At 70.9% G+C, this 13852-nt stretch carries 15 protein-coding genes; 10 read left to right on the top strand and 5 right to left on the bottom strand.

Going from position 1 to position 13852, the window contains the following annotated elements; genetic code table 11:
* Together B7X32_RS11270 and B7X32_RS11265 are read left to right on the top strand one after the other, a co-directional pair.
* Positions 1 to 303: SDR family NAD(P)-dependent oxidoreductase (locus B7X32_RS11270; RefSeq protein ID WP_292719532.1), on the top strand; the 303-nt coding region annotated here is incomplete at its 5' end.
* A 174-nt stretch (positions 304 to 477) separates the two neighbouring features.
* Entirely contained in the window at positions 478 to 1104 is a 627-nt protein-coding gene (locus B7X32_RS11265) for a hypothetical protein (RefSeq protein WP_292719531.1), read from the top strand.
* 58 nt (positions 1105 to 1162) lie between these two features.
* Here B7X32_RS11265 and B7X32_RS11260 read toward each other — a convergent pair whose 3' ends face one another.
* Both B7X32_RS11260 and B7X32_RS11255 read right to left on the bottom strand, forming a co-directional pair.
* Positions 1163 to 1918: an SDR family oxidoreductase gene (locus tag B7X32_RS11260; protein WP_292719521.1), complete on the bottom strand. Its 756-nt coding sequence runs from the start codon at positions 1916 to 1918 to the stop codon at positions 1163 to 1165.
* 42 nt (positions 1919 to 1960) lie between these two features.
* Complete coding sequence (locus tag B7X32_RS11255; RefSeq protein ID WP_292719519.1) at positions 1961 to 2752, bottom strand: NmrA family NAD(P)-binding protein; 792 nt, start codon at positions 2750 to 2752, stop codon at positions 1961 to 1963.
* A 175-nt stretch (positions 2753 to 2927) separates the two neighbouring features.
* Between B7X32_RS11255 and B7X32_RS11250 the strand changes: the two genes are divergently transcribed.
* The 6 genes from B7X32_RS11250 to B7X32_RS11225 all read left to right on the top strand — a co-directional run bounded on the left by B7X32_RS11250 (position 2928) and on the right by B7X32_RS11225 (position 7875).
* Entirely contained in the window at positions 2928 to 3815 is an 888-nt protein-coding gene (locus tag B7X32_RS11250) for an RNA polymerase sigma-70 factor (protein ID WP_292719517.1), read from the top strand.
* Positions 3816 to 3877: 62 nt separating this feature from the next.
* Positions 3878 to 4213, top strand: coding sequence for a hypothetical protein (locus B7X32_RS11245; RefSeq protein ID WP_292719515.1), 336 nt, complete (start codon positions 3878 to 3880; stop codon positions 4211 to 4213).
* Between the two features lie 111 nt (positions 4214 to 4324).
* Entirely contained in the window at positions 4325 to 4972 is a 648-nt protein-coding gene (locus B7X32_RS11240) for a TetR family transcriptional regulator C-terminal domain-containing protein (protein WP_292719513.1), read from the top strand.
* 159 nt (positions 4973 to 5131) lie between these two features.
* Complete coding sequence (locus B7X32_RS11235; RefSeq protein ID WP_292719511.1) at positions 5132 to 6589, top strand: cytosine permease; 1458 nt, start codon at positions 5132 to 5134, stop codon at positions 6587 to 6589.
* Complete coding sequence (locus B7X32_RS11230; RefSeq protein ID WP_292719509.1) at positions 6586 to 7347, top strand: MBL fold metallo-hydrolase; 762 nt, start codon at positions 6586 to 6588, stop codon at positions 7345 to 7347. The genes B7X32_RS11235 and B7X32_RS11230 overlap by 4 nt, the downstream gene beginning before the upstream one ends.
* A 57-nt stretch (positions 7348 to 7404) precedes the next feature.
* The gene (locus B7X32_RS11225) at positions 7405 to 7875 is read left to right on the top strand and encodes a hypothetical protein (RefSeq protein WP_292719507.1); all 471 of its coding nucleotides are present in this window, start codon (positions 7405 to 7407) and stop codon (positions 7873 to 7875) included.
* A gap of 74 nt (positions 7876 to 7949) precedes the next feature.
* On the opposite strand, the gene B7X32_RS11220 is transcribed toward B7X32_RS11225, so the two are convergent.
* Positions 7950 to 8270 carry a transcriptional regulator gene (locus B7X32_RS11220; protein ID WP_292719505.1) on the bottom strand — a complete coding sequence of 107 codons (321 nt, stop codon included), beginning with the start codon at positions 8268 to 8270 and terminating at the stop codon, positions 7950 to 7952.
* Positions 8271 to 8353: 83 nt separating this feature from the next.
* Here B7X32_RS11220 and B7X32_RS11215 point away from each other — a divergent pair, with 83 nt between their 5' ends.
* Both B7X32_RS11215 and B7X32_RS11210 read left to right on the top strand, forming a co-directional pair.
* Positions 8354 to 9583 (top strand): MFS transporter, encoded by a 1230-nt coding sequence (locus tag B7X32_RS11215; protein WP_292719503.1) that lies wholly within the window; start codon positions 8354 to 8356, stop codon positions 9581 to 9583.
* Between the two features lie 160 nt (positions 9584 to 9743).
* On the top strand, positions 9744 to 11543 hold the full coding sequence (locus B7X32_RS11210; RefSeq protein WP_292719501.1) for a ParB-like protein: 1800 nt from the start codon (positions 9744 to 9746) through the stop codon (positions 11541 to 11543).
* 194 nt (positions 11544 to 11737) lie between these two features.
* Here B7X32_RS11210 and B7X32_RS11205 read toward each other — a convergent pair whose 3' ends face one another.
* Entirely contained in the window at positions 11738 to 13498 is a 1761-nt protein-coding gene (locus B7X32_RS11205; protein ID WP_292719535.1) for an AarF/UbiB family protein, read from the bottom strand.
* 46 nt (positions 13499 to 13544) lie between these two features.
* A partial coding sequence (locus B7X32_RS11200; RefSeq protein ID WP_292719499.1) for a DUF3995 domain-containing protein occupies positions 13545 to 13852 on the bottom strand: 308 nt, incomplete at its 5' end.

Here is a 13852-nt window from a genome sequence, read left to right as displayed (position 1 = left end):
GCCGTGGCCGGCATCTACTCCGCCACCAAGGCGGCGCTCTGGTCGGCGACGAACTCGCTGCGCCTGGAGCTTCAGCCCGCGGGCGTGCAGGTCGTCGGAGTGCACGTCGGCTACGTCGACACCGCGATGGCCGCCGGCGCCGAGGGACCGAAGGTCGATCCTGCCGACCTCGTCGATCAGGTGTTCGCCACGCTCGAGGCCGGGGGCTACGAAGTCCTCGCCGACGACACCTCGGTGCAGCTCAGAGCCGGACTGTCCGCGCCGCTCGAGGCGGTCTACCCTCAGCTCGCCGCGGGCCGGTGACGTTCGGGGAGGCCCCTCCGTGCGTTCTTTCGTGCTGGCTGAAGAAGTTCGCCGCCTGCAGTCTGTCTGACCGCCGGTCGGATTCGATGCTCCGCCGTCACAGGGGCTCCCGTTCACCGGTCATTCCTGACAGCGGCGAGCCCGCCGCACTCAGGACACGCGGAAGGCTCCCCCATGACGGAATCCACCGAGGCGGCATCCGCCGATCTCACGACCCTGCACAGTGCGCTGGCGACCGAGCAGATGGTGCTCCAGTCGGTCGCGACCGCGACCATCAGCGAGGCCGGGGGAAGATCCACGATCTACCTCTCCACGCTGTCGAGCGGTCTCGTCGCGCTCGGGTTCTCGGGCTCCACTCCGGGGCTCCTGGCCACCCTGACGTTCACGCTGCTGCCGACGATCTTCATGCTCGGCTGGTTCACGGTCGTGCGGCTCGTCGACACCACGGTCGAGAACATCGCCGTGCGGCACCGGATGGAGGACATCCGGGCGCACTTCGCAAGCCTCCATCCGTCGGGCCCGTCCCTGCTCGTCAGAGGCGACGCCCGTACCGGCGAATACGGCGTGCGCTACGGGCGCAGCTCCTTCCTGTTCACGATGGCCAGCATGGTCGCCGCGGTGAACTGCGTGCTCGGCGGCGCCCTCGTCGCTCTCGCGCTGTCGGTGGGACTCGCCCTGCCCCTGCTCGCCGCCCAGCTGACCGGCGCGGCGGTCGGCTTCGCCCTGCTTGTCTCGACCCTCACCTACGAGCGCCGCCGGATCCGCGCCGCCAGCGGGTCCCGGCGTCCGGCCGAGCGCTAGGACCAGGACGGGCGGGGCACCGTCTCCGACGCACCCCGCCCGTCCGACCATGCCGGCGCTACGCCCGCGCCGGGTTCAGCGGCAGCCATTCCTCCAGGGTGGTCGAGAAGAGGCGCGCCCCGTCGACCGGGATCAGCGTGCGCTCCTCGATCTGCGCACCGTAATAGGGCGCCATGTCGTCCCGGACGACGGTCCGCGGGTCGTGACGGAACGCGAGGGCGCGGCGGGCGAACTCGTCCATGCCGAAGGACTCGGGACCCGCGATCTCGATGTCGCCCACCGGCTCGCCCGCAGCGGCCTGAGCGACCGCGGTCGCGACGTCCTCCGCGGCGATCGGCTGGATCAGCGCGCCGGGGAGCGTGACCATGTCGCCCTCGGTGGAGATGTCCGCGATGCTGCCGACGAACTCGAAGAACTGCGTGGCGTGCACGAGCGAGTAGTCGATGCCCGACTCGCGGATCAGCTTCTCCTGAGCGGTCTTCGCCGCGAAATAGGGGATGTTCTGCGGGCGGTTCGTGCCGACGATCGTCAGGGCGACGTGGTGGCCGACGCCGGCCGCGGCTTCCGCGGCGAGCAGGTTGCGCGTGGAGGTGGTGAAGAACTCCAGCACGTCGGCCGGGGCGAACGAGGGCGAGTTCGACACGTCGACCACGACATCCGCGCCCTCCAACGCCTCGGCGACCCCTTCCCCGGTGAGGGAGTTCACGCCCGTGTTGGGCGATGCGGCGATGGCCTCGTGGCCGTGCGCGCTGAGCTTCGCGACCACCTTCGAGCCGATGAGGCCGGTGCCTCCGATGACGACGATCCTTGCCATGTACAAGCCTTTCGTGCGGGGATGGGACGCCGGTTCCGGCGCCTACAGGGATGACAGGCCAGCGGGGCCGGCTGTGACGGCGGCCGGCCGTCGGATCCGCCATTCGCGATAGCGCGTCGGCGCGATCGACGCCATCGACCCCGGCAGCAGGTCGCCACGGCCCAGGCGCGCGCCGAAGTACGTCCCGAGCGGATCAGGAACGACATCGCGATCGTCCCGACGCGATCGCAGATCCATCACCGCGATCTCGTCCAGGCCGAACACCTCGGGCCCCGCGAACTCCGCCATGCCGAACAGCGGCTCGCCGACGGCGATCCGCGCGACCGCATCGGCGACATCATCCGCCGCCATCGGCTGCACCTGCACCTCCGCGACGCGTGCGACCCCGCCGCGCATCGCGTGATCGGTGATGCTGCGGATGAACTCGAAGAACTGCGTCGCATGCACCACGGAGTACGGGAGGCCGGATGCGGCGATCAGCCGCTCCTGCTGCTGCTTCGCCACGAAATAGCCGCCCTCCGCGCGGGCGAGACGATCGGTGCCCACGACCGAGAGCGCCACGTGATGGCCGACGCCGGCAGCCGCGCCGTATCCGAGGAGGTTCGTCGTGGAGCCGTAGAAGAACTCGCTCGCCGCCGCTTCGTCGGTGTACGAGGAGTTCGACACGTCGACCACGACCTCGGCGCCGGACAGCGCCTCCTCCAGCCCCTCCCCCGTATACGAGTTGACGCCGGTCGCGCGCGATGCCGCCCACACCTCGTGTCCGCCGGCGCGCAGCGCCCTGACCAGGCGGGCGCCGATCAGCCCGGTACCGCCGATGACCGTGATCCTCATGACGCTCCTTCTCTCCGTGATGCCGCGGATGACGCGGTACCTGTGTGACCGCGATGCGGGCCCCGTTGTGACGAGATCCGCTGCGTCCGTCACAGATCCGGCTGGTGTCCGGTCAGAACTGGTGGAACCGGCGTTGCCGGAGACCGCCCCCGCAGAGGAGAGTGAGAACGTGGCAATGAGCATCGAGGCCGAGGGCCTGGAGATCGCCGCGGAGGTGTTCGCCGCGCAGCGGCGTCGGCTGTTCGGCATCGCCTATCGGATGGTGGGCACGGTCGCGGATGCCGAGGACATCGTCCAGGAGACCTGGATCCGCTGGCAGGGCACGGACCGGGCCTCCGTGCAGGAACCGGCCGCTTTCCTCACCACCGTCGCCACGAGACTCTCGATCAACGTGCTGCAGTCGGCTCGTGCGAAGCGGGAGACCTACATCGGCCCGTGGCTGCCCGAACCCGTGAACACCGACGACGATCCGGCGCTGGGCGCCGAGCGCGCCGAGGCATTGCAGTTCGCGATCCTGCTGACGCTGGAGAAGCTCACCCCGACCGAGCGGGCCGCATACATCCTGCGCGAGGCGTTCGACTACCCGTACCCGCGCATCGCCGAGATCATCTCCTCGAGCGTGGTCAGCGCCCGCCAGCTGGTCAGCCGCGCCCGATCCCACCTCGCATCGGATCGGCAGGCCGCCGTGGAGCCGGGGCACCAGCGCCGGTTGCTCGAGGCCTTCCTGATCGCCGCGCAGAAGGGGGATGCGCAGGAGCTCGAGAAGCTGTTCGCCGACGACGTGGTGAGCTACACCGACGGCAACGGCGTCAAGCTCGCCGCCCGCATCCCGGTGATCGGCCGCGGCCGGGTCGCGAAGTTCGTGGCGGCGTTCGCGCATCACTTCTGGATCGGCAAGTCGATCGGATGGGTCGAGGTCAACGGCCAGCCCGCCGCGGCCCTCGTTCAGGACGGGGAGGTCACCACGCTCGTGACCGTGACGGCGTCGGCCGGGGGCATCGCGCAACTGCTGTGGGTGATGAGCCCCGACAAGCTCGGCACCGTGACCACGGCCGTCGCATGAACGGGAGCGACCGCCCTGCGTGGTTGCGTCGACGAGGCCGAGGCGCGGCAGACGGGGATCTCATGGAGAAGCTCGCCATCGCGCTCATGACCGGCGCCGAGTCGAGTGCGCGGGCGTTGCTGCATCGCGACGTGGTGATGCTCATCGACAGCGGCGGGATCGTGTCGGCGGCGGTGACTCCGCTCACCGGGCCGAACCAGGTGGCGGCGGCACTGCGCACGCTCGCGACGGCCGAGACCTCGATCACGGCGGCGTCGATCAACGGCGCACACGGGTTCGTGCTGGCCCGCGACGGCGTCGTGGTCGGCGCGGTCACGGCCGAGATGCGCCGCCGGCTGCTGACGAGCGTCTGGGTGGTGTGCAGCCCCGAGAAGCTGCGGCATTGGAACCGGCGGTGACGGGGAGCGCGACGCGGCTCAGGGCATGAGCGGCCCACGCGCACGAACCAACTCCGCGGCGATTCCCGCCGGCCGATGAGGCACAGGCGGCCTGTCGCCTACGCTTGCCTCATGAACGCGGTGCCATCCCCCGTCAAGCCCGTGCGGCGCAAGCTGCCAGAGGATCGCCGGCAGGAGATCATCGACGCGGCGGGCAGCATCGCACTCTCCGAGGGTCTGAGCAGCGTGACCGCGCGTCGCGTCGCGAGCTTCGTCGGCATCGGCTCCGGTCTCGTCACCCACTATTTCAGCGGGATCGACGAGCTTGTGAGCGCCGCGTTCTCCCAGGTCGTCGCGGCGGAACGAGAGGCGATCGCAACCCGGGTCGCCGAGTTCCCGACGGCGACGGAACGACTGCGTGAGACGATCTCCGCCTATACGACTCCGACCCGCGATCCGCTCGGGCTGCTCTGGCTCGACGCGTGGCGACAGGCGGCCGATCGTCCGGCGGTCCGCACGGCCGTGGTCGAGCAGATGGAACTCGACCTCGCCGATATGAGGGACACGATCGAGGCGGGCGTCTCCTCCGGCGAGTTCGACCTTCAGGACCCGTCCGCAGTCGTGGCGATGCGCATCCTCGCCCTGCTCGACGGACAGGTCGCGGCCTCCGCAGTCCGGGGCGCGCTCGTCGACTCGTCCCTCGACTATCCCGCGGTCGAGGGGCTGCTCACCGCGACGACGGAGCGCGAACTCGGGCTCGCGCCCGGAGCGCTCCGCTGAACCGCCCCTGAGCCCCGCCCGATCCGCGCTCCCATGCGCCTCGCATGGGGCGGTCTGTCGTCACGCCCACACTATTGCCCACCTGTGCAACAAGTGCTAGGTTCGGACCCATCCTTATTGCACACTAGAGCAATAAGAACTGGTCGCAAAGGAGCGGACATGTCGGATCGCGCAGTCGTCACCGATCGCCCGGGCAGGGTCGAGACTCATGGCGCTGACTACGTGCCCGAGGCGGAGCGGCATGGCTCCCCGCGGTCGCTGTTCAGCGTGTGGGCGGGGTCGAACATCATCTACCTCTACTTCGTGCTGGGGAGCCTGCTGGTCATCCTCGGCCTGAACCTCTGGCAGGCGCTGGCCGTCATCCTGGCGGGCAACCTGGCGTGGATCGGCGTCGGCTACCTGGCGATCAGCGGCCCGTCGTCCGGGAGCCCGAGCGAGGTCATCAGTCGAGCGTTCTACGGCGTCAATGGCAACCGCGTCATCCAGATCGTCGTCGGCTGGGTGGTCGGCGTGCTGTACGAGGCGATCAATCTGTCGGTCGGCGCGCTGGCCGGCGTCGCACTCGTCACGCAGCTCTTCGGTTCCGCCCCGCTCGCGCTGCAGGCAGCCATCGTCATCGCGCTCGCCGTCGTCACCTTCACGATCAGCGTCTACGGCCACGCGACGATCGTGAAGCTCGCACCGTGGTTCACCTGGATCCTGCTGAGTGCACTGTCGATCCTGGCTTTCTTCGTCCTCTCCCACACCGAATTCGGATACCAGCCGAAGGGCGGCGTCCTCTCGGGACCGGCGCTGTGGACGGTCGCCGCCGCCGGATTCGGCCTGATCGCATCCGCGCCGCTCTCCTGGTCGGTGGGCGCCGACTACTCCCGCTATCTGCCGACCACCACGAGTGCCACAGCCACCGCGTTCTGGACGGGGCTCGGCGGCTTCCTCCCCGCAACCGGCATCGCCGCGCTCGGCGCGCTCGCCGCCACCGCCGTCGACATGAGCAACCCAGAGGTCGCGATGGCCCAGATCGTGCCTTCGTGGTTCTATGTGGTCTTCCTGCTGGTGATCATCGTCGGATCCGTCTCCAACAATGCTCTGACCGCGTACAGCACGGGGCTCGCCCTGCTGGCGACCGGGATCCCCTGGAAGCGCTCAGTCACCGTGATCTTCGACGCGGTCGTCGCGATCGGCGTGACCCTCTACGCCTTGTTCATCTCCAACTTCCTGGACACCTTGTCCGGCCTGCTCGAGGTCAGCCTCGCGGTGCTCGCGCCGTCGATGGCGATCTACGCCGTCGACATCTTCCTCCGCCGCAACAGGTACGACGGGCCCGCACTCCAGGACACCACCTCGCACAGCCCCTATTGGTACACCGGCGGATTCAACATCTCGGGCTTCGCCGCCCTTCTGATCGGCACCCTCGTCGCGTCCTTCTGCCTCAACACCACGTTCTACGTCGGCCCCATCGCGCAGGCCCTCGGCGGTGGGGACATCACGGTCTTCGCCGGCACACTGGTGGGAGGCGGCCTCTACGCCGCCACGGCTCACCGTCTGCGCCGGGCCGCGCCCGCCGCAACTCCACTCCTGCCGACCGTGTCCGCACTCGACGATGCGACCACAGCATGACCGGGCTTCCCCCGCTTCCCGTCGTGGCCACGTGGTTCCGGCGCGCGGAGGTCGCGCCGGGTATCGCACGGATCGAAGAACCACACGTGCACGAGTTCCTCCGCGCCAACATCTGGCACGTGAGGGGACGAGATCGGGACCTCATCGTGGACGCGGGCTTGGGCGTCGCCTCGCTTCGCGAGCATCTGCCGGACCTCTTCGCCCACGATCCGATCCTCGCGCTGACCCACGCGCACTTGGATCACGTCGGATCGGCGCACGAGTTCTCCGATCGCCGCATGCACCGACTCAGCAGCGTCGACGCGCACACCGCGGCGTCGCTGCGGGGACCCGAGCTCGCAGAGCTGCTCGGATTCGATGCGCCCGGCATCCCCGATCTGCTGATCGAATCGGCGCCGATCGGTTTCGATCCCGCGGCCTACGCGATCCGTCCGGCACCCTCGACGTCACCCCTCGAGGACGGGGACGTCATCGAGCTCGGCGATCGACGCGTCACGGTGCTCCACCTGCCCGGCCACACCCCGGGGAGCATCTGCCTGTTCGATGAGGCCTCGGGTGCGCTGTTCAGCGGGGACGTCATCTACGACGACATACTGCTCGACGAACTGCAGGAGTCCGACATCGACCAATACGTCGCCAGCATGCTCCGGCTGAGCATCCTTCCCGTGCGCACCGTCTACCCGGGACATGGCGATCCGTTCGACGGCGGACGGATGCGCGAGATCATCGCCGACTACGTGAGCGCACGCAGACGGTAGCCCGAGCGCGCCCTGGTCGCTCCCGCCGGACGCGGGACCACGCCCTATCCTGACCCCATGGCCGAGAACCCGGATCCGCACCTCGTCGCCGACGGCCTCCTGCCGACGCCGTTCACGGCCGACGAGATCCGCGACGCGCTGCGCGACGGCGCCGTCATCCGGGTGCGGACGGAGGGGCCGGACGGCGCCGTGACGGACCGGATCAGCCGCTACTCCGCCGCCGACGACGAGGGCGTGCTGATCGAGGGCCACCCCGCCGGTGCGCCGGAGGCGGCGAAGGGCGCGCGGGTCGCCTGGCGCGAACTGCAGGCGCACGCGGCGTTCCCCGCCGAGCGCACCACGGTCGGATCGGAGACGATCGAGCATCCCCTCGGACGGCTCGACTGCCTGCGCTACGACGTGCAGGACGACGACGGCCGCACCGTGTTCTGGTTCGCGCTCGCGCATCCCGGGATGCCCGTGCGCTACGAGACGACGGGCGCGGAGGGCTTCACGCGTACGACCGTCCAGGAGATCGTCTCAGGCTGAGCCACCGCGGACGCGTACCCGCGGTCGCGATGGCGGCGGAGAGCGCCGGACCGGTCGGCGACGGCGGATCCGGCTCAGACCTCCGTCGAGCCGAGCACGGCATCGAGCAGACCGGGAAAGCGCGCATCGAGGTCGTCGCGGCGCAGCGTGAGGACGCGGCGCCGGCCGTGGGGCTCGTTGCGGATCACGCCCGCCTCGCGGAGCACCTTCATGAAGTGCGACTTGGTCGACTTCGGCAGATTCGGATCCGTCGCGTGGCACGCGGCCATGTCGAGCGGGCCGTCCACCAGCTGGCGCGCGATGGAGAGACGTTCCGGATCGCTCAGCGCGAAGAGCACCGCGGTGAGCTCGATCTCGGAGCGTTCCGGATGCGGGAGGTCGGTCGCGCCTGGCATGGTTCGATAATACTTGTACCTTTGGAGCCGGGCGAGTAGTCTGCTCAATGTTCGAGAATTCTCGAACGGATGAGGAGCAGCCGATGACCACCCAGCCGATCGCCGTGCCGCGGCTCCCGGAGTCCGGCGCTCTTTCCGCGCAGCCCGCGCGCTCCCGCTTCGGGTTCGTTCTCGCGATCGTCGCGCAGATCCTGATGATGGCGGGGGCCAGTGCGCCGTCGCCCTTCTACCCGGTGCTCGCGCAGCACCTCGGCTTCGACGCGATCGTGATCACCGCGGTGTTCGCCGTCTACGCGGTCGCCCTGCTGCTCACGCTGCTCACCGCGGGCTCGCTCTCGGATCACATCGGGCGGCGCCCGGTGATCGCCGCCGGACTGGTGCTGCTCGCCGCCAGCATGCTGCTGTTCGGAAACGCCGGATCCGTTGCCGTGCTCGTGCTCGCCCGGATCCTGCAGGGCGTCGCGAGCGGGCTGCTCATCGCGTCGCTCTCCGCGACCGTCCTCGACCTCGCGCCGCCGGCACGCCCCGGCACGGCGGCGCTCTGGAACGCGCTGAGCCCCGGCATCGGCCTCGCCTCCGGCGCGCTGATCGCGGCGCTCGCGCTGGATGCGACATCGGAGGCGCTGGGCGACGTGTTCATCCCGCTGGCCGTGGTGTACCTCGTGCTGGCCGCACTGGTCGCGATCGCACCCGAGACCGCACCCCGGCTGCCCGGCGCCTGGGCTTCGCTGCGCTTCCGCCTCTCGGTGCCGGCGGACATCCGTGCCGAGTTCTGGCGCGCGGCGCCGGCGGTCATCGCCGGCTGGGCGACGGGAGGGCTGTTCCTCTCCCTCGGCGCGACGATCGTCCGCGGTGAGCTGGGCGGCACCGCGCACCTCTGGCAGGGCCTCGCCGTCGCCCTCCTGGCCGGAGTCGGCGCCGTCACGGCGTTCGCGATCCGGCGGCGCACCGCCCGGACGATCGTGATCTTCGGCACCGCCGCACTCGCCGCCGGCACCGGGCTCTCGCTGCTCGCGCTCGGGATCGGCTCGCTGCCGGCGTACCTGATCGCCGCCTCCGTGACGGGGATGGGCTTCGGCACGGCGTTCTTCGGGGTCGTCGGATCCCTCGCACCGCGGATCCCCGCGACCCAGCGCGCGGACGCCTTCGCCGTGCTGTACCTGCTCGCGTATCTCGCCTTCGGCGTGCCCGCGGTCATCGCCGGGGTGCTGGTCGCGCCGCTGGGGCTCGGGACGGTCTGCCTCGGCTACGGGGTCGTCGTCATCGCGCTGTCGCTCATCGCGCTCGTCCTCCGCGCCCGCCGGCGCGCCTGAGCGGGCGATCGGGTGAGCGGGCGACCCGCGTCACCGACTGTTCATCCGTGAGCAACCCGGTGTCCGCCTGAGGTGGCCAGGGTCGAATCGGATCCCGCGCGCGGATGACCGACGTCCGGATGCGGATCCGCACCCGCCCCCGCATCCCCTGGAGACTCCCGTGCCCCTGCTCCGCTCGCGTCGCACGCTCGCCGTCGCGCTCGCCTCGTTCCTCGCCCTCGGCGGATCCGTCGTCTCGGCGCTCCCCGCCGCGGCCGCCGACAGCCCGACGGACGTCAAGGACGCCTCGTGCGTCGCCGGCGACGCCCGCGCCCTGTGCGCCCCCGTGGGCGATCTGCTCGATGTGCGCATCGGCGATGTGCACCCGACGCAGCCCTCGCTCGGCTACGACGAGGTCTACTACAAGCTGGGCCGCTACGACGCCGAGCTCTCGAAGGACGCCGTCAACAAGAAGTTCGCGGACTGGTGCGAGGCCAACGGGCAGGGGGATGCGGCAAGCGCTCAGCCCGGTGCGACGCTGCGGGATCCCTCCTCCTTCACCTGCACGGTGCCGGTCGGGAGTGAGACCGCCGCGACGATCGAGCCCATGAAGACCGTCGTGATCGGCCCGCAGGGCGTGCTGTACCTCACCGACGGGCACCACACGCTCACCTCGTTCCAGGAGAACAGCGGCCCCGACGTGCACGTCCGGCTGCGGGTGCTCGGCAACCTGTCCGGCCTCTCCGACGCCGACTTCTGGGCCGCGATGCAGGCCAACAAGTGGACCTGGCTGCGCGACGTGAACGGCGACGCGATCACCCCGGCCCAGCTGCCGTCGAACGTGGGCCTGTCGAACTTCGAGGACGACCGCTTCCGCAGCATCCTCTACTTCGCACGCGACATCGGCTACTCCGCCGACGGCGCCGTGCCGTTCCAGGAGTTCTACTGGGGCACGTGGCTGCGCACCCGCGCCGACGTCCCGGTCGCCGGCTGGAACCAGGACGACTGGGCCGGATCCCTCGCGCTCGTGAAGCAGCTCACCCAGGCGCAGGTCGCGCTCGGCGCCGGCACCGTGGTCGACCCGCAGTCCGGCTACACCGCGGGCGACCTCAGCGTGCTCGGCGCCTGGAACGACGGCAAGACCGAGTCCAAGGGCGAGTGGGCCAAGCTCGCCAAGCCCTATGCCGATGCCAAGCCGGGCAAGCTCGCGTACATGACCGAGTACCGCCTGCGGCACGTGACGCCGGCTCCGACGGCACCCGCGGCACCGGCCGCGCCCTCCGCGGTCGTCTCGGGCGCCTCGCCCTCCGGCTCCCACGTCGCCACCACCTGGTCGGCGCCCGCCGACGGCGGCTCGGCGATCACCGGCTACACGGTCTCGCTCGGCGCGGACCTGTCGTCCGAGGTCGACGCCCGCAGCACGTCGTTCACGTTCGACGGCGTCACGCCCGGGACGTACTCGCTCACCGTCACCGCGCACAACGCGATCGGATCCACCGCCTCCGCGGCGACCCCCGTGACGGTCGCCGACCCCGCCGCCGTGCAGGGCTCCGTCGCGATCTCGGGCGACCTGCGCCCCGGCGGATCCGTCACCGTCACCGCGCACGGCCTCGCCGCCGACGCGGCCGGGTTCGCTGTCGTCGTGCACTCGGACCCGGTCTCGCTCGGCACCGGATCCACGGACGCGTCCGGCGCCTTCACGCTGCAGGCGGCGCTGCCCGCCTCGCTGCCCGCGGGGCCGCACACGGTCACCGTGTCCTTCAACGGCACCACGGTCGCCACGGCCGCCTTCACCGTCGCGGCCGCGGGCGGACCCGACACGGGTGGCACGGGATCCGGTTCGGGCGCGACCGGCGGCTCCGGCTCGCTCGCGACCACCGGATCCGCCGCGCCGATCGGCCTCGGCGTCGCGGGCGCTGTCATCGTCGCCGCGGGCGTGCTGCTCCTCGCCCGCCGCAGGGCCGGCGTCGAGCAGGACTGACGCCGCCACGGCACGGCACGGCACGGCACGGCACGGCACGGCACGGCACGGCACGGCACGGCACGGCACGGCACGGCACGGATGAGGGTGCGCGGCCGGGATCCGGTCGTGCACCCTCGTCATTCCGGCTGCCACCGATGCGGGGCGCAGCTCCTCGATTCGACCGCACCCCATCAAGGGGCCCGCGAGAACGCTCAGCGCGGCCCGCGGCGGAACAGCCCGGCGAACAGGGTGTGCAGCAGCGGCAGCACCGAGACGCTCATCAGCACGGTGCCGAGCACAGGGTTCACGGCGAGCACGAGCGCCCCGCCGATGAGCAGCGCCGCGAAGAGAAGGCCCGAGACGCCGCGCCGGATGAGGCCGTCGATGCGGTCCAGGCGCCGCTCGATGCGCGAGGTGTCGAACGTGACGGTCCCCTCGTCGACGCGCGTGACGAGGTCGTCGATCCGCTTCGGCAGCCGCCACAGAACGCCCGCGTTCGAGATCGCCTGCTGCGCGAAGTCCTGCACGAGGTTGCCGCTCTCGTCCGCCAGCAACCGGGTCGCGTAGGGCTCGATCGACTCCCAGATGTTGAACTGCGGATCCAGCCCGCTGCACATGCCGGAGGTGAGCGAGACGGCGCGGATGAGCAGCAGCAGCCCCTCGGGGAGCTGCACCGGCAGCGAGCGGATGGTGTCGCCGAACTCGACGGCGAAGTCCTGGAACTCCCGCGGGTCCACGTCGCGCAGCTCCGCGAAGCCCATGCCGCCGAAGCGTGCGAACAGCGCGGAGAGCGCCCGCTCCAGCTCGCGGTTCTCGGCGGAGGGCATGAGCACGCCGATCTCCTGCGCGGCGGCGACCATGCCCTTGCCGTCGCGGGACGCGGCCGCGATGAACAGCGTGCGCAGCCCGTGCCGGATCCCCTCCGGCACCTCCGCCATCATCCCGAAGTCGATGAACGTGAGCCGCCAGGCGGGGTGGACCTCGTCCGGTGCCGAAGACGCCGAGGAGGCATGCGACCCGCCGGGCATGCCGGCCCCGCCCGCGCGGTGCGGCGTCACGAAGATGTTCCCCGGATGGGGATCCGCGTGCACGAATCCGTGCGTGAAGAGCTGGTCGAACATGACCTCGGCGAACACGCGGGCGACGTCGGCGGGGTCGATGCCGGCCGCGCGCAGGGCGTCGACGTCGTTGATCTTGATCGCGGTGACGTCGGAGAGCGTGAGCACGCGGCGCGTGGTGCGCTCCCATGCGACGAGGGGCGCGTCGACCCTCGGATCGTGCGCGAAGTTCTCGGCGAACCGCTCGGCCGCGGCGGCCTCGTGCAGGTAGTCGATCTCCTCGAGGCTGGTCTGCGCGAACTCCTCGACGAGAGCGGGGGCGTCCACCCGATCGGCGATGAATCTGATCCGCCGCAGCCAGCCCGCGACCCGGCGCAGAGCCGCGAGGTCCGTCGCGACGACCTGGTCGATCCCGGGTCGCTGCACCTTGACCACGACCTCGTCGAATCCCGCATCGGCGGCGTCCAGCTCGGACAGCCGCGCGCGATGCGCCTGCCCGAGCGAGGCCGCGGCGAGCGGGGTGTCGTCGAACGAGGCGAACGCGCGGGAGAGCGGCACGCCCAGTTCGGCCTCCGCGAGCGCACGGATCTCGGCGATCGGAACGGGCGGGACCTCGTCCTGCAGGCCCGCGAGCTCCGTCGTGATCTCGGGCGGCAGCACGTCCAGACGCGAGGACATGAACTGGCCGACCTTGATCATCAGGCCGCCGAGCTCGACGGCGAGCACGTGGAAGCGCTGTGCGAGCACGCGCATCCGACGTTCGCGGGAGGATTCGGCGACGCGGGCGAAGCCGATCCGCGGCAGCACGAGCTCGAACCACCAGGTCTGCACGAGCACGCGCGCGGCGAATCCCAGGATCCGCCGGTACCGAGCCCGCAGCGGCGGGCCCTGATCCTCGGCCGCGCTCTGGCGCATCGCCGGCGACGCCGGACTCCGATCGTTGACCATGACGATGTGCCTCCTATCCCATCTTCCTGCGGCGGATCCGCCCGAGCGACCCCATCGCGATCGCCGCGCCGAGCGTGAGGCACACCGGCCGGTAGACGGTGCCGTCCAGCCGACGGAAACGCGCGCTCGGCGCGGGGAGTCGCAGAGCCTTCGTCGCGGCGACCCCGCCGGCGATCCCTCGAGCCAGCAACGCGCCCGCGGCTCCCGCACGGATCAGTCGCGCGAAAGGGCTCGCCCCGCCTGCGCCCGCGACGACCGCGGCGCCGCCGAGCGCCAGGACCGCCACTCCCACCGTCGGTCCGGTGCGGGGAATGTGCGCGG

This window comes from Microbacterium sp. 13-71-7, assembly GCF_002257455.1.
Lineage (GTDB): Bacteria > Actinomycetota > Actinomycetes > Actinomycetales > Microbacteriaceae > Microbacterium.
Note: the sequence above shows the minus strand (reverse complement) of the source record. Positions and strands in the feature narration are given on the sequence as shown.

Excerpts from the sequence above, each read along its gene's own strand:
- B7X32_RS11235 (WP_292719511.1), top strand. The coding sequence starts at position 5,132 with ATGTCGGATCGCGCAGTCGTCACCGATCGCCCGGGCAGGGTCGAGACT.
- B7X32_RS11265 (WP_292719531.1), top strand. The coding sequence starts at position 478 with ATGACGGAATCCACCGAGGCGGCATCCGCCGATCTCACGACCCTGCAC.
- B7X32_RS11205 (WP_292719535.1), bottom strand. The coding sequence starts at position 13,498 with ATGCGCCAGAGCGCGGCCGAGGATCAGGGCCCGCCGCTGCGGGCTCGG.
- B7X32_RS11245 (WP_292719515.1), top strand. The coding sequence starts at position 3,878 with ATGGAGAAGCTCGCCATCGCGCTCATGACCGGCGCCGAGTCGAGTGCG.
- B7X32_RS11215 (WP_292719503.1), top strand. The coding sequence starts at position 8,354 with ATGACCACCCAGCCGATCGCCGTGCCGCGGCTCCCGGAGTCCGGCGCT.
- B7X32_RS11260 (WP_292719521.1), bottom strand. The coding sequence starts at position 1,918 with ATGGCAAGGATCGTCGTCATCGGAGGCACCGGCCTCATCGGCTCGAAG.
- B7X32_RS11250 (WP_292719517.1), top strand. The coding sequence starts at position 2,928 with ATGAGCATCGAGGCCGAGGGCCTGGAGATCGCCGCGGAGGTGTTCGCC.
- B7X32_RS11255 (WP_292719519.1), bottom strand. The coding sequence starts at position 2,752 with ATGAGGATCACGGTCATCGGCGGTACCGGGCTGATCGGCGCCCGCCTG.
- B7X32_RS11240 (WP_292719513.1), top strand. The coding sequence starts at position 4,325 with ATGAACGCGGTGCCATCCCCCGTCAAGCCCGTGCGGCGCAAGCTGCCA.
- B7X32_RS11230 (WP_292719509.1), top strand. The coding sequence starts at position 6,586 with ATGACCGGGCTTCCCCCGCTTCCCGTCGTGGCCACGTGGTTCCGGCGC.
- B7X32_RS11220 (WP_292719505.1), bottom strand. The coding sequence starts at position 8,270 with ATGCCAGGCGCGACCGACCTCCCGCATCCGGAACGCTCCGAGATCGAG.
- B7X32_RS11225 (WP_292719507.1), top strand. The coding sequence starts at position 7,405 with ATGGCCGAGAACCCGGATCCGCACCTCGTCGCCGACGGCCTCCTGCCG.